The 22,839-nt window shown below is 65.0% G+C and carries 20 protein-coding genes; 7 read left to right on the forward strand and 13 right to left on the reverse strand.

Features of this window, described 5'->3' with window-relative positions:
• Nucleotides 1–10 precede the first annotated feature (10 nt).
• The 5 genes from DNK59_RS23110 to DNK59_RS23130 form a co-directional block, all read right to left on the reverse strand.
• On the reverse strand, nt 11–397 hold the full coding sequence (locus DNK59_RS23110) for a DUF2946 domain-containing protein (RefSeq protein ID WP_110724766.1): 387 nt from the start codon (nt 395–397) through the stop codon (nt 11–13).
• Nucleotides 398–713: 316 nt separating this feature from the next.
• Nucleotides 714–1,109: a DUF6124 family protein gene (locus DNK59_RS23115; RefSeq protein ID WP_110724767.1), complete on the reverse strand. Its 396-nt coding sequence runs from the start codon at nt 1,107–1,109 to the stop codon at nt 714–716.
• 340 nt (nt 1,110–1,449) lie between these two features.
• On the reverse strand, nt 1,450–2,361 hold the full coding sequence (locus DNK59_RS23120; protein WP_110724768.1) for a universal stress protein: 912 nt from the start codon (nt 2,359–2,361) through the stop codon (nt 1,450–1,452).
• Between the two features lie 89 nt (nt 2,362–2,450).
• On the reverse strand, nt 2,451–3,524 hold the full coding sequence (locus DNK59_RS23125; RefSeq protein ID WP_110724789.1) for an NAD(P)-dependent alcohol dehydrogenase: 1,074 nt from the start codon (nt 3,522–3,524) through the stop codon (nt 2,451–2,453).
• 148 nt (nt 3,525–3,672) lie between these two features.
• Nucleotides 3,673–4,803 (reverse strand): MFS transporter, encoded by a 1,131-nt coding sequence (locus DNK59_RS23130; protein ID WP_110724769.1) that lies wholly within the window; start codon nt 4,801–4,803, stop codon nt 3,673–3,675.
• A 99-nt stretch (nt 4,804–4,902) separates the two neighbouring features.
• Here DNK59_RS23130 and DNK59_RS23135 point away from each other — a divergent pair, with 99 nt between their 5' ends.
• Nucleotides 4,903–5,667 (forward strand): helix-turn-helix transcriptional regulator, encoded by a 765-nt coding sequence (locus DNK59_RS23135; RefSeq protein WP_110724770.1) that lies wholly within the window; start codon nt 4,903–4,905, stop codon nt 5,665–5,667.
• A 19-nt stretch (nt 5,668–5,686) separates the two neighbouring features.
• Here DNK59_RS23135 and DNK59_RS23140 read toward each other — a convergent pair whose 3' ends face one another.
• The 3 genes from DNK59_RS23140 to DNK59_RS23150 form a co-directional block, all read right to left on the reverse strand.
• Nucleotides 5,687–7,129, reverse strand: a complete 1,443-nt coding sequence (locus tag DNK59_RS23140) for a mechanosensitive ion channel family protein (protein WP_110724771.1) — start codon at nt 7,127–7,129, stop codon at nt 5,687–5,689.
• A 210-nt stretch (nt 7,130–7,339) separates the two neighbouring features.
• Complete coding sequence (ycaC, locus tag DNK59_RS23145) at nt 7,340–7,966, reverse strand: isochorismate family cysteine hydrolase YcaC (RefSeq protein ID WP_092312576.1); 627 nt, start codon at nt 7,964–7,966, stop codon at nt 7,340–7,342.
• Between the two features lie 146 nt (nt 7,967–8,112).
• Nucleotides 8,113–8,988, reverse strand: a complete 876-nt coding sequence (locus DNK59_RS23150) for a pirin family protein (RefSeq protein ID WP_110724772.1) — start codon at nt 8,986–8,988, stop codon at nt 8,113–8,115.
• Nucleotides 8,989–9,085: 97 nt separating this feature from the next.
• Between DNK59_RS23150 and DNK59_RS23155 the strand changes: the two genes are divergently transcribed.
• Nucleotides 9,086–9,994, forward strand: coding sequence for a LysR family transcriptional regulator (locus DNK59_RS23155; protein WP_092312570.1), 909 nt, complete (start codon nt 9,086–9,088; stop codon nt 9,992–9,994).
• A 91-nt stretch (nt 9,995–10,085) separates the two neighbouring features.
• On the opposite strand, the gene DNK59_RS23160 is transcribed toward DNK59_RS23155, so the two are convergent.
• The 5 genes from DNK59_RS23160 to DNK59_RS23185 form a co-directional block, all read right to left on the reverse strand.
• Entirely contained in the window at nt 10,086–10,538 is a 453-nt protein-coding gene (locus tag DNK59_RS23160; protein ID WP_092312567.1) for a response regulator, read from the reverse strand.
• Nucleotides 10,539–10,865: 327 nt separating this feature from the next.
• Nucleotides 10,866–11,582 (reverse strand): MgtC/SapB family protein, encoded by a 717-nt coding sequence (locus DNK59_RS23165; protein ID WP_092312564.1) that lies wholly within the window; start codon nt 11,580–11,582, stop codon nt 10,866–10,868.
• A 123-nt stretch (nt 11,583–11,705) separates the two neighbouring features.
• Nucleotides 11,706–14,471 (reverse strand): magnesium-translocating P-type ATPase, encoded by a 2,766-nt coding sequence (gene mgtA, locus DNK59_RS23170; RefSeq protein ID WP_110724773.1) that lies wholly within the window; start codon nt 14,469–14,471, stop codon nt 11,706–11,708.
• Between the two features lie 680 nt (nt 14,472–15,151).
• Entirely contained in the window at nt 15,152–16,489 is a 1,338-nt protein-coding gene (locus DNK59_RS23180; protein ID WP_110724775.1) for a lysine N(6)-hydroxylase/L-ornithine N(5)-oxygenase family protein, read from the reverse strand.
• A 149-nt stretch (nt 16,490–16,638) separates the two neighbouring features.
• Nucleotides 16,639–17,121, reverse strand: coding sequence for a sigma-70 family RNA polymerase sigma factor (locus DNK59_RS23185; RefSeq protein WP_110724790.1), 483 nt, complete (start codon nt 17,119–17,121; stop codon nt 16,639–16,641).
• A gap of 315 nt (nt 17,122–17,436) precedes the next feature.
• Here DNK59_RS23185 and DNK59_RS23190 point away from each other — a divergent pair, with 315 nt between their 5' ends.
• The 5 genes from DNK59_RS23190 (at nt 17,437) to DNK59_RS23210 (ending at nt 22,837) form a co-directional block, all read left to right on the forward strand.
• The gene (locus tag DNK59_RS23190; RefSeq protein WP_110724776.1) at nt 17,437–18,609 is read left to right on the forward strand and encodes an efflux RND transporter periplasmic adaptor subunit; all 1,173 of its coding nucleotides are present in this window, start codon (nt 17,437–17,439) and stop codon (nt 18,607–18,609) included.
• Nucleotides 18,610–20,583: a MacB family efflux pump subunit gene (locus tag DNK59_RS23195; protein WP_110724777.1), complete on the forward strand. Its 1,974-nt coding sequence runs from the start codon at nt 18,610–18,612 to the stop codon at nt 20,581–20,583.
• 7 nt (nt 20,584–20,590) lie between these two features.
• Nucleotides 20,591–21,982, forward strand: coding sequence for an efflux transporter outer membrane subunit (locus tag DNK59_RS23200; RefSeq protein WP_110724778.1), 1,392 nt, complete (start codon nt 20,591–20,593; stop codon nt 21,980–21,982).
• 99 nt (nt 21,983–22,081) lie between these two features.
• Nucleotides 22,082–22,381, forward strand: coding sequence for a DUF3349 domain-containing protein (locus DNK59_RS23205; RefSeq protein ID WP_110724779.1), 300 nt, complete (start codon nt 22,082–22,084; stop codon nt 22,379–22,381).
• A gap of 18 nt (nt 22,382–22,399) precedes the next feature.
• Entirely contained in the window at nt 22,400–22,837 is a 438-nt protein-coding gene (locus DNK59_RS23210) for an SMI1/KNR4 family protein (protein WP_110724780.1), read from the forward strand.
• Nucleotides 22,838–22,839: the final 2 nt, after the last annotated feature.

Here is a 22,839-nt window from a genome sequence, read left to right on the forward strand (position 1 = left end):
CCAAGCAGCGCTAGGCGCTCAGCGGGGGAGCTCGAGGATTGAGCGGAGGCCAGGAACAACGCGGCGGCGCCTTGCTGCGCCGCTCGATCTTGAGCCGCGCCCGGCGCCGGTCCAGCAGCAGCCAGGCCAGGCAGAACAACAGCCCCAGGCCCAGGCTCACCGCCGAACACAGGGGACAGACAAAAGCCCCCAGGGTGCCGGGGCGGGTGTTGTCGCTGGGGCCTTCACCCAGGGTCGATGCCGATTCGCCCAAGGCGTGACAGAACTGCCCGCCTACACCGGTGATTTCCAGCGCGGCCATCTGTCCATGACCCAGACCGCAGACAAACACGTTGAACAGCACGCAGAAATACAGCGTCCAGGCAATGTGAGGGCGATGTGAGGGGGCTTGGGTCATGGCGGCAAGATTAACAGTGAAAAAAGCACTGGAAAATCACCCAATCATGGCGAGCCAAACGCAAGGAGCCGCCAGCGGTGAGGTTGTGGCGAGCTTTATAACCGAGGCCCGAAGGGCCGAGGATCGGACCAGAACTAAAGTGCGGGCGCTTGGTTTTTGCAGCGGGTTGACGATGCAGGCCGATCAAGCGCGACGGCGACCTTGCGGCCGGCCCGCCGCTGAAGCGGTGTCTCCCTCCGTAGGAGCTGGCTTGCCAGCGAAGGCATCAGCCCAGGCGATGCAAGCCTTGCGGGCCTCTTCGCCGGCAAGCCGGCTCCTACAACCGGCCGGTTTGTTCCGATATCGCGTGCTCCAGAGCGCCTCGCGGGCGGGCGTCCAGCAACGCCTCCACCACCGCCCGGGCCATCTCCACCGAATGCACCATGGACCAGATCAGCCCGCGCTCGATGCCGCTGCCCTGCTGGGTGATCTCATCGCAGACCTCTTCGGCGCATTTGAGCAACAACGCCACATGCACCAGCGCCTCTTCGGCGCTGACGCCTTCGCGCACGCTGAACAGCGAGTCGGGGGTAACGGCTTTGGCTTGGGTGTTGCGCTGGAACAGCGCGGGGTCCTGCGGTTGCCGGGCCAGAGCCACGCGCAAGGTGGCGTTGGCGGCCTTGAGTTCGGGGTCGCGATAGGACGTGGGTGGATCGGGGACAATCTTTTTCATGGTCAAACTCCGATATGAAACTCATGGGAGCCGCCACCGTTCGCTTGCACACGAATAAGGTGGCAGCCGTACGCAGGTGTGCAAGACCGGGCATATCGGAACCCGGCAGACTCGAAAGTCTCCCACGCACGGCTGCCATAACGCAGAAACGAAGGGCAAGAAAACCCGGAAACTGCTTTTGACAACGATGCGCCGACATGACCGGACTTGCACATCCGAGCCATCGATTGGGCGATGGCTCCAGCACCCTAGCCCGCTCACCCGGCGCATTCAAGCGGCCGGCAGTTTCTCGGATTTGCCTTACAAAAGAAAGCGAATCGGCGTAGTTACTTCCCCCTGTTCAGGAGGCCCCACCGCCTTTCACCGCCAGGACGCTGCCCGGCATCGAGTACAGGGCACGTTCGGTGGTGCTGCCGATCAGCCGGCCAAAGCCGGTGCGGTGTACGGTGCCCATGACCACCACGTCCACCAGGTATTCGTCGACGAACTGGGCGATGCCCGGCACCGGCGGGCCCATGATGAAGTGGCGAAATTCCTGGGGCACGTTGTACTCATCGCCCAGGCGTTCGAACTCCTTGTGCAGGGACTCGCGCAGCTCGTCCAGGCAGTTGACGCTCCAGGCAGTGGACGCCACTGGCGCCACGCCATCGAGCATCGGCATCAGGTCGTAGGCATACAGCAGGTGCAGTTGGGCATCGCATTGCAGGGCCAGGGCGTTGGCGGCCCGGATGATCAGGCCGTTGAGGCCGCTGATCTGGGTGTCGGACTGGGCCGGGTCGACGGCGGCGACGATGCGCCGGGGCAGTTTGTGCGGAGCGTCGTTGACCAGGTGCACCGGCACCGGCGCCTCGCGCAGCAGGTGGCAGTCCAGCGGGGTGACGAAGACCCGCTTGAGGGCCGACTCCAGGGTCACGTCCTTGATCAGCAGGTCGGGCTGGAACTCGTCGATGTAGGCCAGCATGTCCTTGAGCACCTGGGTGCTCCAGATCACCTGGGTGGTGACCTCAACGCCCTGCTCGCGCATCCATTCGGCTTCCACCTGCAACCAGCGCTCATGGCGCTGCAGGTAGGCCTGGCGTTCGCTGTCTTCCAGGTGCTCTTCCCACAGGTAGGTGCGCGCCGGCGGTTCGACGAACACCAGGGCATGCAGCGCGGCGCCACTGGCCTGGGCCAGGGCGGCGGCGCGACGGGCTGCGGGGGATTGGTGCTGCTGGGGGTCGGCAATCAGCAACAGGCGCTGGTACTGGCTCATGGTGAACCTCCTTGGACGGTAATGAGCAGAGTGTCGAGGCAGGCGCGACCGGGCGCCTTGATATGCATCAAGGCCACCCGGTGCGCGGGTCATGGCGTGATGGCGATCTTCATCACGCCGTCGCGCTGGCTGGCGAACAGCTCATAGGCGGCTTCGATGTCATCGAGCTTGAAGCGGTGAGTGACCAGCGGCTTGAGGTCGACCTGGCCACTGGCGACCACCGCCATCAGCCGGCGCATGCGCTCCTTGCCGCCGGGGCACAGGGTGCTGAGGATGCTCAGGTCGCCGAGGCCGGCGGCGTAGGCATCGACGGGGATGCGCAGGTCGCTGGAGTAGACCCCCAGGCTCGACAGCTTGCCCCCCGGACGCAGCACCCGCAGCGCCGATTCGAAGGTGCCCTGGGTGCCCAGGGCCTCGATCGCCACATCGACCCCGCGACCGTCGGTGAGGTCCATGATCTGCTTGACCACGTCGCCCTGCTTGAAGTCCACCACGTGGGTCGCACCCAGCCCGCGCGCCACGCTCAGGCGCGCGGCCACGGTGTCGACGCCAATGATGGTGGTGGCGCCCTTGAGCCGGGCCCCGGCCACCGCGCACAGGCCGATGGGCCCCAGGGCGAACACCGCCACGCTGTCGCCGATATTGACCTCGGCGCGCTCGGCCCCGGAGAAACCGGTGGACATGATGTCCGGGCACATCAGCACTGCTTCGTCGCTCAGGCCGTCGGGGATCGGGCACAGGTTGGCCAGGGCGTCCGGCACCCGCACGTATTCGGCCTGGCAACCGTCGATGGTGTTGCCGAACTTCCAGCCGCCGGTGGCACGGAAGCCGTGGCGGGTGTCCGGACCGTCCTGGGAGCCGCAGCCACACAGGCAGGCATAGCTCTGGCCGCTGGGGGTGATGGCCCCGGCGATCACCCGCTGGCCCTCATGGAAACCGCGGACCTGGGAGCCCAGGCGCTCGATCACGCCCACCGGCTCGTGACCGATGGTCAGGCCCTTGGCCACCGGGTATTCACCGCGCAGGATGTGCACGTCGGTGCCGCAGATCGTGGTGGTGGTGATGCGCACCAGGGCGTCCAGCGGGCCGATTTCGGGGATGTCCTTGTCTTCCAGGACGATGCGGTTCTTTTCCACGAATACCGCGGCTTTCATCTTGGCCATGTTGCCGATCTCCATTTGCGGGAAGGGGGTGCGCCATTGCACGGATCAGCCGACAGGCTGCGCGGATGCGCTGGGCAGCGGCTTGATCATGGTCAAACAATGGTCCCTTCGCGGCATCCGGGGCGACCGTGTGTCGCAAACCCCGGATTCATCGGCAACGGCCCGCGCACAGGCACAGCAGCAAGGCCGCCACACCGCACAGGGCAAGGCTCGGACCCAGGGCCTGCCCCCAGCCCACCAGCAGCAGCCCGGCACCGATCAACAGGTAATAGAACAGGCCGAACCAGGCCCCGGCACTGCCCAACCGGTCGCTGTAGGCCGCCAGGGCCGAGCCGAGAATGTTCGGGATCGCCAGGCCAAAGCCCAGCACCACCCCGAGCATCGGCAGCACCAGCCACAGGCTGTGCTGCAAGGCCGTCACCCCGAGGCCGCCGACGGTCACCGCCAGGGCCGCCAGCCGCAGCAGGGTTGCACTGTTCCAGCCACGGCCCAACAGCCGGCGGTTGAGCCAGGCGCCCAACCCGGAAGCCAGGGCCAGGGCCACGCCGCTGTAGCCGAACCCTTGCTCGTCCTGCCCCAGATCGCGAAACAGGAATGGCCCGAGGCTGTAGTAGCTGAGCAGCGCAATATTGAACAGCGCCACCAGCAGCGCCGACCGCCATATGCCCGGATCGCCGAGCATTTGCCACAGGGTCGCGACCAGGGGCACCCGGGGCTGCGCCGGCGGACGGGTTTCCGGCAGGGCCCGGGCGCACCAGCCGAGCAAGGCCAGGGCCAGCAGCAACAAGCCGACCAGGGCGCCGCGGTAACCCCAGGCGTGCACCAGGGCGGAGCCACTGAACAGGCCAATCGCCGGGCTCGCCGCCAGCAGCATGCCCACCAGGGAAAACACCCGCACCAGTTCGCTGCCGCGAAACAGGTCGCGCAGCAGGGTCTGGGTCACCACCGAGCCCGCCGCCGCGCCCAGGGCCGCCAGGGCCTGGCACAGCAACAGCGCGCTGAAACCCTGCACCTGCAACTCCAGCCCCAGCGCCAGGGCATACAGCACCAGACCGCCGAGCAAGGCCGGGCGCCGGCCCCAACGATCACTCACCCGGCCCCACAGCAACACCCCCGGGGCAAAGCCCAGGACAAACACCGAAAGGCTCTGGGCTGCCTGTGCGGGGGCCACGCCAAAGGCCCGGCCAAGATCGTTCAAGGCCGGGCTGTAGAGGGTCTGGGCGATCTGCGGAAACATCAGCAGGGCCATGGCCAGGGGCAATAGGGAACGGCGGTTCATCAGGCGGGACTCGGCAAAAAAAACATGCCGGCGATTCTAGGCAGGCGAGGCTGGCGTATTATCGCAATCCCGCCAACAAACAGTGGAAATCGGACAAAGATGGCATGGCTCGATCCCCAGGCACGCTTCGACCCGGACCCCTTCAGCGCGCCAGTGATCGGCATTGCCGCCACCCTCGGCGATCATGATTCCGGCCTGCACCGGCACCGACGCGGGCAACTGCTGTACACCCGCCAGGGCTGCACCCGGATCACCCTGGCCGACCGCCTGTGCCTGCTGCCGCCCTCGCGGGCGGCCTGGATTCCCGGCGGCGTGCAGCACCGGGCGCAGATGCAGCAGAGCGTGGATTACCGCTCGCTGTATTTCAGCGTCGAACTCAGTCCGCGCCTGCCGGCGGACGTGGCGGTGATCGATGTCAGTCCCCTGCTGCGCGCCGTGCTGGAACCCATGGCCCTGGCGGCGTTCGATTGCGACTGGAGCCAGGGCCGCTACCCGCACCTGCTGGGCCTGTGCCTCGAAGAAATCGGTGCCGCGCTGCACCAGCCACTGTCCTTGCCCCTGCCCCGGGATAAACGCCTGCAACCGCTGCTGGACGACCTGCAACGCCTGCCACCGGAGCTGCAAGTGCTGGCCACCCGGGTCGGCGCCAGCAGCCGCACCATCGGTCGCATCTTCCAACGCGAAACCGGCCTGGGTTACCAGCAGTGGCGTCAGCAATGGCGGCTGATGCGGGCCATCGAACTGCTCGCCACCGGCCGCAGCATCGGCTACACCGCCTTCGAACTGGGCTTTGCCAGTGACAGCATCTTTATCGCCTTCTTCAAGGCCATGACCGGGACCACGCCCCGGGCCTACTTCAAATGAGAAACCGCGCCGGGACGCCTCAGGCGCGGCTGCGCAACCACTGCAGAAAGCCCTTTTTCGCCACCGGCACGGGCGGTGCCTGAACCAGGCTCTGGGCGATGTGCTGGCGGAAATCCAGCAGGTTCTTCATGGCGTCGCCGATGTCGTGGCGGGCATCCAGGCAGGGTTTGAGGAACTCGTTGTCGATGCGGTACAGGCTGCAGAAGGTCTTGGCCGAGAACTGCGCGACCGTGGCCTGTTCGGCCACCACGCCCGCTTCGCCGATCACTTCGCCCGGGCCCATGCGTCCGGCTTCAAAGGGTTTGCCGTCGCGCTGCATGGTCACCGACACCACGCCGGATTCGATGATAAACAGGTGATCGCTGACCGCCCCCGCCGGCAGGATGACTTCGCCGGCACGGAAGGTCTGCAACTGCATGTTCTGGCTGAAGGTGTCCTTCTCTTCCTGGCGCAAGGTGGAAAAGATGCTGGAGGCGTCCAGCAGCGCCCGGGGTCGGGACAGCGCCTGGTTCTGCACCGGCTCGTCGCTGGACAGCAGGCTGATGCCGCTGGCCTGCAGATGACGGAAGGCCAGGTCGAACAGCTGGTTACGCACTTCGCGCTTCTGCCCCATGGTGGCGACGAAGCCGCTGATCTCGTATTCCGCGCCGCTGCTGGCGGAGCTTTTCAGGGCCACGCTGGGGGCCGGGGTGGCAAGCAGGAAACGGCAGCCGAGCATGGCCCGCTCCAGGGCCTCGATAACCTTTTGCGGGCGAGCGTGGGGGCTGACCTGCACGCTGATGGACAACCCATAGATATCGCTGGGGCGGCTGAAGTTGGTGATCTTGGCCTTGGACGCCAGGGAGTTGGGGATCACCACCATGCTGCCCTGGGAGGTCTGCAGCCGGGTCGCCCGCCAGTCGATGTCCACCACCCGGCCCTCGGTGCCGTCGATGGCGATCCAGTCATCGATCTGGTAGGGCTTGGTGGTATTGAGCACCAGCCCGGAAAACAGGTCGCTGAGGGTGCTTTGAAGGGCCAGGCCGACGATGATCGCCAAGGCTCCGGAGGTGGCCAGCACGCCCTTGACCGGCAGGTCCAGCACGTAGGCCAGGGCGGCGATGATGGCGATCAGGAAGATCAGGGCGCCCATCAGGTCCTGCAACAGCCGCCCGGTGTGGCCGACCCGCTGCATCATCAGGGTGCCCAGCAGCACCGTCAGGGTCCGCGCGCCAAACAGCCACCAACCGATCTGCAAACCGGTGGCCGCCAGGTGCAGCGGTACATCGTCCGGCCAGGGCGCGGTCTGCATCGGGCTCAGGCCCTGGTTGAACAGCATCAGGCTGTACAGGCAAAAGATCAGCACCCGCACCGCCAGCTTCCAGCGATCGCCCTGGCGGCCGATCAGGTGCCAAAGGGCCAGATCCAAGAGCAACAGCGCCAGCGCGGCCAACAGCAAGTGATCGGCAAAGGGGGCAAGCATCGGGTAACTCCAGCAGGACAATGGCGGCACGATCTCACGAAAGGCACAGGAGCAGGTATAGCTGCAAAGGCCCAGGGCGCGGCGCCTGCCGCCAGTGCCAGGCTGTGCCGCGCATGGCCAACGCACAACCGGCGGTGAGGGCATGCACGCCCTCACCGCCGATTAGTTTTCGCAGGCTCCGGCTGGGCTGCGATCCGCCGCGCCAGGCGCTTATTTGCCCTGGGTCAGGGTGTTGTAGCTGGTCATCAGGTTGCGGTAGTCCGGGATGTGGTTGGAGAACAGGGTCGCCAGGCCTTCGACGTCGTTGCGCCAGTCGCGATGCAGCTCGCAGGCCAGGCCGAACCAGGTCATCAGTTGCGCGCCGGCATTGGACATGCGGTTCCAGGCCGAGTCGCGGGTCAGGGCATTGAAGGTGCCGGAAGCGTCGGTGACCACGAACACTTCAAACCCCTCCTCCAGGGCCGAGAGCGCCGGGAACGCCACGCACACCTCGGTCACCACCCCGGCAATGATCAGTTGCTTCTTGCCAGTGGCCTTGATCGCCTTGACGAAGTCTTCGTTGTCCCAGGCATTGATCTGACCAGGGCGGGCAATGTACGGCGCCTCGGGAAACAGCGCCTTGAGCTCCGGCACCAGCGGGCCGTTGGGGCCGGTTTCGAAACTGGTGGTGAGGATGGTCGGCAGCTTGAAGTACTTGGCCAGGTCGGCCAGGGCCAGCACGTTGTTCTTGAAACGATCAGGCTCGATATCGCGGACCAGCGACAGCAGGCCGGCCTGGTGGTCTACCAGCAGAACGGCGGCGTTATCCTTGTCCAAACGCTTGTATGCAGTGGTCATGTGAACTCCTCGCTAATGATCGATGCCGGAAGACCCGGCTTGAATGAAACCCGTGGCACGCCCCACCGGGGTAACGGTGGGCGTCGGGGTGTTGCGCGCAACTGACAAAGCCTAGTTAGCGTTGCCAGCCGCGCCAGCGCAGCCGGTCATTGACCGTTTGCGTCCATCCGGCCGAAGCGTCCGGATTGAAAATCGACGAAGGCCTGATGAATCTCCTCCTCGCTGTTCATCACGAACGGGCCGTGGCCGACGATGGGTTCGTCGATGGGCTCGCCGCTGAGCAACAGCACAATGGCGTCGTTGCCGGCCTCCAGGCTGATCAGGTCGCCGTCGCGCTCCAGCAGCGCCAGTTGTCCTTGCTCAACCCGCTCCCGGCCATTGACCTGCAAGGTGCCGCGCAACACTACCAAGGCCGTGTTACGTCCCGAATGCAGGGGCAGTTCCAGGTGCTTGCCGGCTTGCAGGCGGATGTCCCAGACGTCGATCGGGGTGAAGGTCCGGGCCGGGCCGCGCTGGCCGTCGAACTCGCCAGCGATCAGGCGCAGGCTGCCGGCATTGCCCGGTAGCGGGATCTGCGCAATATCCGCCGCGACGATGGTCTGGTAACCGGGGTCCGCGAGCTTGTCCTTGGCCGGCAGGTTGACCCACAACTGGACCATTTCCAGGTTGCCGCCGCGCCGGGCGAAGTCGGCGGAATGGAACTCCTCGTGGAGGATCCCCGAGGCCGCGGTCATCCACTGCACGTCGCCGGGACCGATCTTGCCGCCGCTGCCGGTGGAATCGCGGTGTTCCACTTCACCGTCGTAGACGATGGTCACGGTTTCGAAACCGCGATGGGGGTGCTCGCCGACACCACGGCGAGCGCTGGTAGGGCTGAACTGCGCCGGCCCGGCATGATCCAGCAGCAGGAACGGGCTGATGTGCTGGCCCAGGTTGTCGTAGGAAAACAGGGTGCGGACCGGGAAGCCGTCGCCGACCCAATGGGGCCGGGGAGCGGTGTAGATGCCAATGATGTTTTTCATGTTGCCCTCCAGAACTTTCTGATGGACACACCTTAAAACCCACACCTTTGCCGCGCTAGACTGCGAAAATTGCCCTTAGCGTTCTATCTGGAGAACGATCTTGGAAGACCTGAACACCCTCTACTACTTCACCCAGGTGGTGGAGCACCGCGGATTCGCCGCCGCCGGACGGGCCCTGGACATGCCCAAGTCCAAGCTCAGCCGGCGGATCGCCCAGTTGGAGGAGCGCCTGGGCGTGCGCCTGATCCAACGCACCAGCCGCCACTGTTCGCTGACCGAAATCGGCCAGGAGTACTACCAGCGCTGCCTGGCCATGCGGGTGGAAGCCGAGGGCGCGGCGGAAGTCATTGAGCGCAACCGCTCCGAACCCCAGGGGCTGGTGCGGGTGGCCTGCCCCACGGCCCTGCTCAATTCCTGGGTCGGGCCGATGCTCACCCGCTTCATGCTCAAGTACCCCCTGGTGGAGCTGTTCATCGAGAGCACCAACCGCCGGGTCGACTTGATCCACGAAGGTTTCGACATTGCCCTGCGAGTGCGTTTCCCGCCCCTGGAAAACACCGACCTGGTGATGAAGGTACTGGGCAACAGCACCCAGTGCCTGGTGGGGCATCCGGATTTTCTCCAGCGTCTGCCGAGCCCGACGACACCGGCCGATCTCAGCGGCCTGCCCAGCCTGCACTGGGGAGCGGCACAACGGGATTACCAATGGCAACTGCTGGGGCCCAACGGCGCCGAGGCGTTGATTCGCCACCGGCCGCGGATGGTCACCGACGATCTGCTGGCGTTGCGGCATGCGGTACTGGCGGGCATCGGTATCGTCCACCTGCCCAAGGTGGTGGTCCGTGAAGACCTGGACGCCGGACGCCTGCAGGAACTGGTGCCCGGCTGGGCGCCGCGCTGCGGGATCGTGCATGCGATCTTCCCGTCGCGCCGCGGCCTGCTGCCTTCGGTGCGCAGCCTGATCGACTTTCTCGGCGAGGAATTCAGCCACAGCGACATGGCCTGAACCGACGCCGGCTCGATCAGCGACGCCTTGCCCGCAGCGCAACGTAAAACGGCATCCCTAGGGATGCCGTTTTGCATAGAGCGCGATTCAATCAATTGGCGCTGGCGCGCCAGCCACCGTGCTGCAGTTCCGGCAGCCACTGAATGCCCGACCTGGGGCTCCTGAACACCGGCGGATCGATCTGCTGCATCAGGCGCCGGATCGCCTCGCTGTCCGGCAACTCGGCGCGGCTGGCCTGGATCCGGTGCCGCAGGCTGCTGGGGATGGGTGGAAAGCGCTGGCTGTCATAGATCAGGGCGTGACCGAGCTGGGGATTGTCCAGGCAGAAGTCCAGCAGATCGAAACCGCTGTGGGTCGCCAGGGTGCCGTTGATGATCAGCAGATCAAACGGATCGCAGGAGTACTCCACCAGCGAAAGCAGCTCCTCCAGTGTGTGCACGGGGGCAATGCGGTAGTAATTGAGTTGATTCAAGGTTCGTTCGATCTGCATCCGATGAAAATGTTGATCATCGGCAATGAGTATGCGCAGCGCTCTATTGGACATTTCTGGATCCTGCTTTTGAGACTACGACCGGCGACTGCCGGCCTTTCCTCCTAGATCGGTGGAAGGCTAAGGAAGTGTCGGAGGGTTTTCTCTAGGATTAATCTGAAAACCACACCCAGAATGCGCTTGCCGCCATATTTTTCGGACAAGTCAGCTGTCACACAGATCCGCTCGCCATCTCTGAAAAAAGTCGTCCACTACCTTAGATCGCCACCCGTTTTTTTGCAGACGGGCACAGTCTTGTTTTGATGTAAGGCTTTTCCTGGAAACCTGCACGCCCCACTGAGAACCGAGCAAGACCACCCAATCGCCATCAGCGGGCCACGCTCACTCGGTGGTGCTCGGGCTCCAGAACGCCTGCTGCACCAGGGCCGAGGTGGACAGCCGCGCCACCAGCGCATCCAGCTCCTCACCGTCCACCGAGGTGGTGGCCAGGGTCGCCTCAATCTCCACTTCATCGTTGCCAAAAGCGTGCACGTCGACATCGCTGGCCGGGTAGTTGCTGCGTTCCAGCTCGGCTTCCAGCAGGGCGAACACCGCCTTCTGCTTCGAACGCTGGGCAATCACATAGACGATGTTGGTGACCTCGGCGGAGATCACGTCCAGCGGCTGGCGGTTGATGTTGTTGACGATGGGCCGCAGCAGGGTATTGGCGGCCAGCACGAACAGGGTGCCCAGCAACGCTTCGAGGATCAGGTCGGCACCGGCGCAGGCCCCCACCGCCGCCGAAGCCCAGAGGGTGGCGGCGGTGTTCAGACCGCGGACGTTGCCCTCCTCGCGCATGATCACCCCGGCCCCGAGAAAGCCGATGCCCGACACTACGTAAGCCACCACCCGCACCGCGCCGTCGGCTCCCCCCAGGCGGTTGGCCATGTCGACGAAAATCGCCGCGCCCACCGCCACCAGCACATTGGTGCGCAAGCCCGCAGTGCGCTGCCGGTACTGGCGTTCGAAACCGATCAGGCCACCGAGGATGAAGGCCGCGCTGAGGCTGACCAGGGTGTCGATCAGCGAATCCAGGTTGATGTTGTGCAGGGCCTGCATGGAAAAGATCCTCTTGGTGACTAGCGGCAAGCTACAAGCAGCAAGTTACAAGCAATACGCCGCACACTCGAAACTTGCCGCTTGCCGCTTGCCGCTTGCCGCTCAAAGCTTGCCACTACTCCGCTATTGCCAGCCGAAGCGGCGCACGTAGAAGCCCTTCACCGCCTGGGTCAGGATCATGTAGGCCAGCAGGATCAACGGCAGAAACACGAAGTACAGCGACGGCAGCGCCTGTAGCTTGAAGTAGTGCGCCAAAGGGCCCATCGGCAGGAAGATCCCCACCGCCATGATGATCCCGGTCATCACCAGCAACGGCGTGGCCGCGCGGCTCTGCAGGAACGGAATCTTCGGCGTGCGGATCATGTGCACGATCAGGGTCTGGGTCAGCAGCCCAACCACGAACCAGCCGGACTGGAACAGGGTCTGGTGGTCCGGGGTGTTGGCGTCGAACACGTACCACATCAAGGCAAAGGTGGTGATGTCGAAGATCGAGCTGATCGGCCCGAAGAACACCATGAAGCGCCCGACATCCGCCGGCTGCCAGCGCTGGGGTTGCTTGAGCATGTCCTCGTCGACGTTGTCGAAAGGGATGGCGATCTGCGAAATGTCATAGAGCAGGTTCTGTACCAGCAGGTGCATGGGCAGCATCGGCAGGAACGGGATGAAGGCGCTGGCCACCAGCACCGAGAACACGTTGCCGAAGTTCGAGCTGGCGGTCATCTTGATGTACTTGAGCATGTTGGCGAAGGTGCGGCGCCCTTCCAGCACGCCCTCTTCCAGTACCATCAGGCTCTTTTCCAGCAGGATGATGTCCGCCGCTTCCTTGGCGATGTCCACCGCGCTGTCCACCGAAATGCCGATGTCGGCGGTGCGCAACGCCGGCGCGTCGTTGATCCCGTCGCCCATGAAACCCACCACGTGGCCGTTGGCCTTGAGCAGGCGGACAATCCGCTCCTTGTGGGTCGGGGTCAGCTTGGCGAAGACGTTGGTGGTTTCCACCGCCTTGGCCAGTTGCTCGTCGCTCATGCGCTCGATGTCGTTGCCCATCAGCAGGCCCTGCTGCTCCAGGCCCACTTCACGGCAGATCTTGGCCGTCACCAGCTCGTTGTCGCCGGTCAGCACCTTGACCGCCACGCCATGCTCGGCCAGGGCCTTGAGGGCCGGTGCGGTGCTTTCCTTGGGCGGATCGAGGAACGCCACGTAGCCGATCAGGGTCAGCTCGCGCTCGTCCGCCAGGCTGTAGGTGTCGCGCCCTTCGAGCATTGGCCGGGCCGCCACCGCCACCACCCGCAGGCCCTCCTCGTTGAGGTCGGCGGTAACCTGGCGAATCCGCGCCAGCAGGCTGTCGGTCAAGGCTTCCTCAGCCTCGCCATGACGCACGTTGCGGCATACCGCCAGCACTTCTTCCACCGCCCCCTTGCAGATCAGCAGGTGCGGCCGATCCTGTTCCGCCACCACCACCGACATGCGCCGCCGGGTGAAGTCGAAGGGAATTTCATCGACCTTCTGGAACGCCGTCGCAACCTTGAGCTCGCGGTGCACCTCGACGTGCTCCAGCACCGCCACGTCCAGCAGGTTCTTCAGCCCGGTCTGGTAGTAGCTGTTGAGGTAGGCCATTTCCAGCACGTCGTCGGAGTCCTCGCCCCAGACGTCCACGTGCCGCGAGAGGAAGATCTTGTCCTGGGTCAGGGTGCCGGTCTTGTCGGTGCACAGCACGTCCATGGCGCCGAAGTTCTGGATCGCGTCCAGGCGCTTGACGATGACCTTCTTGCGCGAGAGGAACACCGCGCCCTTGGCCAGGGTCGAGGTGACGATCATCGGCAGCATTTCCGGGGTCAGGCCGACGGCGATCGACAGCGCGAACAGCAGCGCCTCCATCCAGTCGCCCTTGGTGAAGCCGTTGATGAACAGCACCAGCGGCGCCATGACGAACATGAAGCGGATCAGCAGCCAGCTGACCTTGTTGACCCCGTTCTGGAACGAAGTCGGGGCGCGGTCGGTGGCGCTGACCCGCAGGGCCAGGGCACCGAAATAGGTGCTGTTGCCGGTGGTCAGGATCACCGCGGTGGCCGAGCCCGAGACTACGTTGGTGCCCATGAACAGGATGTTGTCCAGATCCAGGGGATTGCTGGTGTCGGCGTCCTGCTGGCGCGGGAACTTCTCCACCGGCATGGATTCACCGGTCATCGCCGCCTGGCTGACGAACAGGTCCTTGGCGCTGAGCACCCGGCAGTCGGCGGGAATCATGTCGCCGGCCGAGAGCACGATCAGGTCGCCGGGCACCAGTTGCTTGATCGGCAATTCGATGCGCTGGGCCCCCGTGGCCTCGGCAGCGGCCCCCAGCAAACGCCCGAGCATCGGCGCCGCCTGGGGCGCCGAACCGGGACGCATCACCGTGGCGGTGTTGCTGACCATGGCCTTGAGGGCATCGGCGGCCTTGTTCGACTTCGCCTCCTGCCAGAAGCGCAGCAGGGTCGAGAGCACCACCATGGAGAAAATCACCGTGGCCGCCTTCATGTCCTCGGTCAGCCAGGAGATCACCGCCAGCAGGGTCAGCAGCAGGTTGAAGGGGTTCTTGTAGCAGTGCCACAGGTGGGTCCACCAGGGCAGCGCCTGCTCGTGCTCCACCTCGTTGAGGCCATAGCGCTCACGCTGGGCTTCGGCCTCCTCGGTGCTCAGGCCATCGGTGTGGCTGCCAAGCTGGTCCAGCAGTTGCGCGGCGTCGCTGTTGGCCGCGGCCACCAGGGTCTGCCCCAGGGTCGGCGGCACCTCGCGGCTGACGCTGGCGTCGCGGATACTGTCGAGCAGCGCCAGGCGGCGAAAATGCCGGGAAAAGTGCCGGGTACGGAGAAATCCGGCGAAAAATTCTTTCAACAGGCTGAGCTTCATGGTGATGACTCCTGCACAGACGTCCGGCCAGCGGCACGGGGGCGTCAGTGATGCAACTGAACAGTCAGGGTAGTAGGCAAAGGCACGGGACAGGGCTCACGCCCGGGGCAATCGCACCGAGAGTGAAGGACGATGTTGCTGGCGATGTTGACGCTGGCTGATGTAACCCATGACGGCTCCCCCGCAAGGACGACACAGGACAACCACAGGCAGGTACGGCCTGACCTGGCGGAGCGCTTCGAGCATCCACGCACAGCTGGCCCGCAGGTCGCAGGACCCACGCGTCGATGCCACCACCCTGCGGCGCAAGGCCGGGCCGGGGCAAAACAGAGTCATCAGGAAGGGACGTCGGGAAGCGAGCCACAAAGGGACCGCAATCGGGATGCCGCTTCTCGCTGTACGGCGAGACAGCGGCAGGAAAAAGGCTGCGCGCTATCTTGCCGGGACTGCGCCGGCACTCAAGACCGGCCGACTCCTGTCACTCGAACAAGTACCCACACTGGGCCTCCAATGGTTGAAAACGCGCGCAGCTTACGCCGCGCCCTATGCAGAGTAAACCGGGGAAAAACCCTGGCCCGGGGAATTGAAAAGTTCTTCAGCCAAGGTTCAGGAACAGGCAGAAAATGACGTTTTTGTGACCGCGGCCGCCACTGCCGCAACGCGGCGGCAGTGGCGCGCCATCAGCTGGCGGTAGCCAGCAGCATGTCCCGTAGCGAACGGCTGTGGCCGCGGCTCTTGCCGTGTTCGTACAGCGAGTCGGCGATCTCCTGTGCACGGATCGGCAGCACCGACAGCAGGGTATCGCTCAGGCCGTGGCTGGCCTGGCTAAAGCCCTGCATATAGATGCCGGCCTGGCAGCGTTCGTCGGTGATCAGTCGATAGTTGCGGTCCACTTCGAAGTCGCCCAGGTATTCCTGCAGCGGTGCCAGCAGTTGGCGATGCATCTGCCGCTCGTAGCCGGTCGCCAGGACCACGGCATCGTAATGCCGCACTTCGCGCTCGCCGGTGGCGTTGTTGCGCAGGATCAGCTCGATGCCCAGGTCCGTGGCCGTGGCCTTCTCCACCGTGGTCATGGTGCGCAAGCTGTGGCGCGCAACGCCGGAGACTTTCTGCCGGTAGAAAATGCCGTAGATGCGCTCGATCAGGTCGATGTCCACCACCGAGTAATTGGTGTTGTGGTACTCGCTGACCAGACGCTCGCGCTCGTCGCGGGTCTGCTGGAATACCAGGTCGGTGAAGGCCGGGGCGAACACTTCGTTGACGAACGGACTGTCATCCGCCGGCTTGAGGGCCGAGCCACGCATGATGATGTCGGCCTGCGCCGAGGGAAAACTGTCATTGAGGTCGATGAAGGCTTCCGCCGCGCTCTGCCCACCGCCAATGATCGCGATGCTCATCGGCTGGCCATTGACACAGGGCTGGCTGGCCATGCGCTGCAGATACTGGGAATGGTGGAACACCCGGGCATCGTCCTTGAGCCCCTTGAAGGTTTCTGGAACCCGCGCCGTGCCGCCGGCGCTGACCACTACCGAACGACTGGTGCGCACCAGCTCGGCGCCCTGGGCATCCCGGGAGATCACCCGCAACGCCTCGACCTGCTGGTTGTGCAACACCGGCTCGATGGCCAGCACCTCTTCACCGTAGCGACTGTGCTCCTGGAAGTGGCCGGCGACCCAGCGCAGGTAGTCGTTGAACTCCATGCGGCACGGATAGAAGGTGCCCAGGTTGATGAAGTCCACCAGGCGCCCGTGATGCTTGAGGTAGTTGACGAAGGAATAGGGGCTGGTGGGATTGCGCAGGGTCACCAGGTCCTTGAGGAAGGAAATCTGCAGTTCGCTCTGGGTCACCAGGGTGTTGCCATGCCAGCGATAGTCCGCCTGCTTGTCGAGAAACAGCGCATCCAGCGGACCGTGCTCCTGCCCGCGCTCTTCCAGCGCAATGGCCAGCGCCAGGTTCGAGGGGCCGAAACCGATACCGATCAAATCATGAACGTGGGCCGATGCAATTGCCTGTGTCATTTCCAGTGTCCTCTGGATAAACCGCCTCAACGCGGGAGATAAAGTGTCACGGTGACCCGACTGGCCCATGCAGGACAGCGGATCGTCTGTTGAGTAGGGACGAGGACAATGAAAAAAAATTTAACTAAATGCGTCTCAGCGGCAACGCCTCAATGGCCATCCCACTGCCGCAACCGCACCCGGCAATGCTTCATGGCATTGACGATGTGCTTCTCCACCAGACTGCGGGAAATCCCCAACTGCTCGGCGATCTGCGGATGGGACAAGCCTTCGAGCTTGCGCAACAGAAAACTCTCGCGACACAGCCGCGGCAGTTCCGCCAGGGCTCGCTGCAGCATCTCCAGGCGCTGGCCGTGGTCGAGGCTGGTCTGCGGTGAAGGGTTGAAATAGCGCTCCTCGCTGTCCAGCACTTCCAGGGGCTCGGACTGGCGCAGGGCATTGCGCCGATGGCCGTCGATCACCAGGTTCAGCGCCGTGCGATAGAGAAACGCCCGCGGCTGCTCGATGGGCGTATCGCTGGAGCGCTCCAGGACCCGCACATAAGCGTCGTGCACCACGTCCTCGGCCACCTGGCGATTGCCCAGCTTGGCGTTGAGGAAGCACATCAGCTCGCGATAGTAGTTTTCCAACAGGGCTCCCGACCGCCCGCAGGGGCGATTCTGTCCTTGAACAAGGCCGGCAATGGCCGCTTGCACCGGGTGATTCGTGATGGCTGTTTAGCAGCGGCGTAATTTATAGTAATTCTCATATAGATTTAAAGTGGCGCAGCGCCACAGCGGTTCATTTATCCGCCTTGAGACAGCTGTAACTCCATGTGTCGGCAGTTAAATTCACCCTGTGGCCGCTCGTTTACCTGACAGCTCCCCGTCTTCGCCGTTCCCGCGGTGGCCGCCAGCCCCGCGGCCGGCTGCTGTGACGGGCCGATTTCCCCCTGGCCGGAACCCTGCATGAAACGTCCCCGACATACCCGGCGCGCCCTGCTGGCAGCGCTGTGCTTGATTCCCGTTGTCGCCATCAGCGCCTGGAGCTTCATCCCCCCCGGACGCGACCAGCTCGCCACGGTGCAAGTCAGCCGGGGCGACATAGAGAGCAGCGTCACCGCCCTGGGCACCCTGCAACCCAGGCGCTATGTGGATGTCGGCGCCCAGGCCTCCGGGCAGATCCGCAAGATCCACGTCGAAGCCGGCGACACGGTCAAGGAAGGCCAGTTGCTGGTGGAGATCGACCCCGCCACCCAGCAGGCCAAGCTCGACGCCAGCCGTTTTTCCATCGAGAACCTGCAGGCGCAGTTGCAGGAGCAATACGCGCAGAACCAGTTGGCCCGACAGAAATACCAGCGCCAGCAGAACCTCAAGGCCGGCGGCGCCACCCGCGAAGAAGACGTGCAGACCGCCCAGGCCGAACTCAAGGCTACCCAGGCGCGGATCGACATGTACAAGGCACAGATCCGCCAGGCCCAGGCCAGCCTGCGCAGCGACCAGGCCGAGCTGGGCTATACGCGCATCTACGCGCCGATGTCCGGCACCGTGGTGGCGGTGGACGCCCGCGAAGGCCAGACCCTCAACGCCCAGCAGCAGACGCCGCTGATCCTGCGCATCGCCAAGCTCTCGCCGATGACCGTCTGGGCCGAAGTCTCGGAGGCCGACATCGGCCACGTCAAACCCGGCATGCAGGCCTACTTCACCACCTTGAGCGGCGGCAACCGGCGCTGGACCAGCACCGTGCGCCAGATCCTGCCGATCCCGCCCAAGCCGCTCAACGAAACCAGCCAGGGCGGTGGCAGCCCCGCCAGCACCAGCAAGAGCGGCAGCGGCCGGGTGGTGCTGTACACCGTGCTGCTGGACGTGGACAACGCCGACAACGCGCTGATGGCGGAAATGACCACCCAGGTGTTCTTCGTCGCCAGCCAGGCAAAAAACGTCCTCACCGCACCCATCGCCGCCCTCCAGGGCAGCAGCGAGCCGGACCGGCAGATTGCCCGGGTGGTGGCCAAGAACGGCTCGATCGAGACGCGCAAGGTCCGGGTCGGCATCAGCGACCGCCTGCGCATCCAGGTCCTGGATGGCCTGAGCGAGGGCGAGCACCTGCTGATCGGCCCGACCAACAGCAGCGGGGGTTGAATGCAGACGCCGCTGATCGACCTCAGAGACATCCGCAAATCCTACGGTGGCGGCGACAGCCCGCAAGTCGACGTGCTGCGCGGCATCGACCTGTCGATCCACGCCGGGGAATTCGTCGCCATCGTCGGCGCCTCGGGCTCCGGCAAATCGACCCTGATGAACATCCTCGGCTGCCTGGACCGCCCCACCTCCGGCGAGTACCTGTTTGCCGGGGAGAACGTCGCCCAGCTCGACAGCGACGAACTGGCCTGGCTGCGCCGCGAAGCCTTTGGCTTCGTGTTCCAGGGCTACCACCTGATCCCCTCGGCCTCAGCCCAGGAAAACGTCGAGATGCCGGCCATCTATGCCGGCACCCCGGGCGCCGCACGCCACGCCCGCGCCGCCGCCCTGCTGCAGCGCCTGGGCCTGGCCAGCCGCAGCGGCAACCGCCCGCACCAATTGTCCGGCGGCCAGCAGCAACGGGTGTCCATCGCCCGCGCACTGATGAACGGTGGGCACATCATCCTCGCCGACGAACCCACCGGCGCCCTGGACAGCCACAGCGGCGCCGAAGTCATGACCCTGCTGGACGAACTGGCCGGCCAGGGTCACGTGGTGATCCTCATCACCCACGACCGCGAAGTGGCGGCCCGGGCCAAGCGCATCATCGAAATCCGCGACGGCGAAATCATCAGCGACACCGCCCAGCAGGAGCCGTCGGTACAGACCAGCAGCAACCCCGGCGCCCTGCAAGCGGTGGACCTGCGCCAGCGCCTGGCCGACGGCGGCGACGCCAGCGGCGCCTGGAAAGGCGAACTGCTGGATGCGGTGCAGGCCGCCTGGCGAGTGATGTGGATCAACCGCTTCCGCACCGCCCTGACCCTGCTGGGGATCGTCATCGGCGTAGCCTCGGTGGTGGTGATGCTGGCCGTGGGTGAAGGCAGCAAGCGCCAGGTGATGGCGCAGATGGGGGCGTTCGGGTCGAACATCATTTACCTGAGCGGCTACTCGCCCAACCCACGGACCCCGGAAGGCATCGTCACCCTGGATGACGTCGCCGCCCTGGCCAACCTGCCCCAGGTAAAACGGATCATGCCGGTCAACGGCGCCAAGGCCGGGGTGCGCTTCGGCAACGCCGACTACATGAGCTACGTGGGCGGCAACGACACCAACTTCCCGGAAATCTTCAACTGGCCCGTGGCCCAGGGCAGCTACTTCAGCGAAGCCGACGAACGCTCGGCGGCCGCGGTGGCGGTGATCGGCCATAAGGTTCGGGAGAAACTGCTCAAGGACGTGGCCAACCCCATCGGCCAGTACATCCTCATCGAGAACGTGCCGTTCCAGGTAGTCGGCGTGCTCTCGGAAAAAGGCGCCAGCTCCGGCGACAGCGACAGTGACGACCGCATCGCGGTGCCCTACTCCGCCGCCAGCATCCGCCTGTTCGGCGACCACAACCCACAGTACGTAGCGATTGCCGCCGCCGATGCCAGTCGGGTCAAACAGACCGAACAGGAGATTGATGAACTGATGCTGCGCATGCACGGCGGCAAGCGTGACTTCGAACTGACCAACAACGCCGCGATGATCCAGGCCGAGGCCCGGACCCAGAACACCCTGTCGCTGATGCTTGGCGCCATTGCCGCGATCTCGCTGCTGGTGGGCGGTATCGGGGTGATGAACATCATGCTCATGACCGTGCGCGAACGCACCCGGGAGATCGGCATCCGCATGGCCACCGGCGCTCGCCAGAGCGACATCCTGCGCCAGTTCCTCACCGAGGCGGTGATGCTCTCGGTGGTCGGCGGCCTGACCGGCATCGCCCTGGCCCTGCTGATCGGTGGCGTGCTGATCCTCAGTGAAGTGGCGGTCGCCTTCTCCCTGGTCGCCGTTCTCGGGGCCTTCGGCTGCGCCCTGATCACCGGCGTCATCTTCGGCTTCATGCCGGCCCGCAACGCTGCCCGGCTCGACCCGGTCACGGCCCTTACCAGTGAATGATCGATCTATGAAAGTGCACCTGACCCTCCTGGCCGCCAGCCTCTTGCTGGCGGCCTGCAGCAGCCCGGCACCGCGCCCGGACAGCGGGCTGCAAGCACCGGCGGCCTGGCACTCGCCCGCCAGCCAGGGCGAGCGGCAGCAAGACCTGCGTTGGTGGAGCCGTTTCGGCAGCTCGGAGCTCGACCGCCTGATCAGCCAAGCCCGGGCCGGCAGCCACGACCTGGCGGCCGCCATGGCCCGGGTCCGCCAGGCCCAGGCCAGTGCCATCGTGGCCGGTGCGCCATTGCTGCCCAGCGTCACCGGCTCCTTCAACACCAGCCACCGAAAACAGTTGCGAGGCAACAACGCCAGCCAGCTCGATTCCACGAGCACCAGCAAGACCGTGGACGCTTTCGACACAGGCCTGAGCGCCAGCTATGAAGTCGACTTCTGGGGCGGCCGCCGCGCCGCCCATGACAGCGCTCTACTGGGGCTCCAGGCCAGCGAGTTCGACCAGGCCACCGTGGAAGTGACCCTGCTCAGCGGCGTGGCCAACAGCTATGCCCAGGTCCTGTCCCTGCGCGAACAACTGCGCATCGCCGAACTCAACCTGGCCAATGCGCAGAACGTGCTGCAACTGGTGCAGACCCGCTACGACGCCGGCTCGGCCACCGCCCTGGAACTGGCCCAGCAGAAAAGCCTGGTGGCCGCCCAGCAACGCCAACTGCCCCTGGTGCAACAACAGGCCGAAGAGGCGCTGATCACCCTCGCCACCCTGCTGGGTCGGCCGGTGCAGAGCCTGACCCTGAGCGACCAGCCTTTTGCCCAATTGAACTGGCCGACCATCGACGCCGGAGTGCCCAGCGAGCTGCTGACCCGCCGCCCCGATATCGCCGCTGCCGAGGCCCGGCTGGCAGCGGCCCAGGCCGACGTCAGCGTGGCGCGGGCGGCGATGCTGCCGACCCTGACCCTGACCGCCAACCTGGGCTCGGATGCCGACAAGCTGGGCAACGTGTTGCGCAACCCCTTCTACAGCCTCACCTCCGGACTGATGGCGCCGATCTTCAACGCCGGGCGCCTGAGCGCCGAACGGGACAAGGCCACGGCGCGCCAGGAAGAGCTGCTGGAGAACTATCGCGGGGCGATCATCAATGGTTTTGCCGATGTGGAAAAAGCCCTCAACAGCATTCGCGGCCTGGACCAGCAGCGCCAGTGGCAGAGCGAAGAGCTGAATCAGGCGCAGCGCGCCTTCGAGATCGCCCAGAGCCGCTATCAGGCCGGCGCCGAAGACCTGCTGACCGTGCTGGAAACCCAACGCACCCTGTACACCGCCCAGGACCAGAACGTGCAACTGCGGCTGTCACGGCTGCAATCGAGCATCGCCCTGTACAAGGCCCTGGGGGGCGGCTGGAGCCAATGACAAGGCGGGAGTGGCCAGCCCGGCCCCTCCCGCGCCCAGCGCAGCGGCCGAGCGTGCAATCGCTTAGAATCCCCTCCCGCCCCACCGCGAACAGAGCCCATGCCCCTCGAAAAAGCGCCGCACGAGCCACTGGCAGGCCTGCTGACCCTACTGCGCAAGGTCTACCCCAACGGGCTCGACAGCCGCGACTACAAGCGTCTTCTGGTGCTGCTGTACCCGCACTGGTGCGACCGCAATCTGGCACAGCTGATGGCGCAGCTCACCCACAGGGACGCAGACCTCATTCTCAACGACCTCCACGCCGCCGTGACCGGCCAGCCGCCGCCCGCCGCAGAGCTGGAGGCGCTGCAGGACTTACTGGAGCAACACGGCGCCTGGTCCATCCTGACGGACGACTGACTGCACAAGGCGCAAAAAATGAACGTCGAGGACTTCAAGCAACTGCTGGACGAACGCAAGCGCAGCCATCCGATCTGGTTCGAACTGCCGTCGGACCGCCCTGCCAGCCAAGCCCAGATCCTGGAGGCGCAGCAGGCCTTGGGGCTGCAACTGCCGGCCGATCACACCTGGTTCCTCAGGGAGTACGGTGGCGGCTACTTTGCCCTGAGCACGCTCTACTCGCTGGACAGCAGCAGTGATTTCCATCTGGTCGAGATCAACCGGGCGCACCCGACCATCGCCAAGGATCACCTGCTGTTTTCAGAGAACGGCTGCGGTGACTTCTACGGGTTCAGGATCGAGAACCGACAATGCCTGGCGCCGGTCGAGTTATTCGACCACAGCACCGGGCAATGGCAGGCCAGCCGATACAGCGGACTCTTGAGCTTTCTCGCCGAAGTGGCCCTGAGCAACTGAAT

The sequence above is a fragment of the Pseudomonas sp. TKO26 genome (assembly GCF_003225665.1).
GTDB classification, from domain to species: domain Bacteria; phylum Pseudomonadota; class Gammaproteobacteria; order Pseudomonadales; family Pseudomonadaceae; genus Aquipseudomonas; species Aquipseudomonas saponiphila.

Coding starts and splice junctions, on each gene's coding strand:
- DNK59_RS23120 (WP_110724768.1), bottom strand. CDS start 2,361: ATGAGCCAGTACCAGCGCCTGTTGCTGATTGCCGACCCCCAGCAGCAC.
- DNK59_RS23150 (WP_110724772.1), bottom strand. CDS start 8,988: ATGAAAAACATCATTGGCATCTACACCGCTCCCCGGCCCCATTGGGTC.
- DNK59_RS23210 (WP_110724780.1), top strand. CDS start 22,400: ATGAACGTCGAGGACTTCAAGCAACTGCTGGACGAACGCAAGCGCAGC.
- DNK59_RS23180 (WP_110724775.1), bottom strand. CDS start 16,489: ATGACACAGGCAATTGCATCGGCCCACGTTCATGATTTGATCGGTATC.
- DNK59_RS23200 (WP_110724778.1), top strand. CDS start 20,591: ATGAAAGTGCACCTGACCCTCCTGGCCGCCAGCCTCTTGCTGGCGGCC.
- mgtA (WP_110724773.1), bottom strand. CDS start 14,471: ATGAAGCTCAGCCTGTTGAAAGAATTTTTCGCCGGATTTCTCCGTACC.
- DNK59_RS23165 (WP_092312564.1), bottom strand. CDS start 11,582: ATGCAGGCCCTGCACAACATCAACCTGGATTCGCTGATCGACACCCTG.
- DNK59_RS23195 (WP_110724777.1), top strand. CDS start 18,610: ATGCAGACGCCGCTGATCGACCTCAGAGACATCCGCAAATCCTACGGT.
- DNK59_RS23140 (WP_110724771.1), bottom strand. CDS start 7,129: ATGCTTGCCCCCTTTGCCGATCACTTGCTGTTGGCCGCGCTGGCGCTG.
- DNK59_RS23110 (WP_110724766.1), bottom strand. CDS start 397: ATGACCCAAGCCCCCTCACATCGCCCTCACATTGCCTGGACGCTGTAT.
- DNK59_RS23160 (WP_092312567.1), bottom strand. CDS start 10,538: ATGTCCAATAGAGCGCTGCGCATACTCATTGCCGATGATCAACATTTT.
- DNK59_RS23135 (WP_110724770.1), top strand. CDS start 4,903: ATGGCATGGCTCGATCCCCAGGCACGCTTCGACCCGGACCCCTTCAGC.
- DNK59_RS23115 (WP_110724767.1), bottom strand. CDS start 1,109: ATGAAAAAGATTGTCCCCGATCCACCCACGTCCTATCGCGACCCCGAA.
- DNK59_RS23190 (WP_110724776.1), top strand. CDS start 17,437: ATGAAACGTCCCCGACATACCCGGCGCGCCCTGCTGGCAGCGCTGTGC.
- DNK59_RS23205 (WP_110724779.1), top strand. CDS start 22,082: ATGCCCCTCGAAAAAGCGCCGCACGAGCCACTGGCAGGCCTGCTGACC.
- ycaC (WP_092312576.1), bottom strand. CDS start 7,966: ATGACCACTGCATACAAGCGTTTGGACAAGGATAACGCCGCCGTTCTG.
- DNK59_RS23125 (WP_110724789.1), bottom strand. CDS start 3,524: ATGGCCAAGATGAAAGCCGCGGTATTCGTGGAAAAGAACCGCATCGTC.
- DNK59_RS23130 (WP_110724769.1), bottom strand. CDS start 4,803: ATGAACCGCCGTTCCCTATTGCCCCTGGCCATGGCCCTGCTGATGTTT.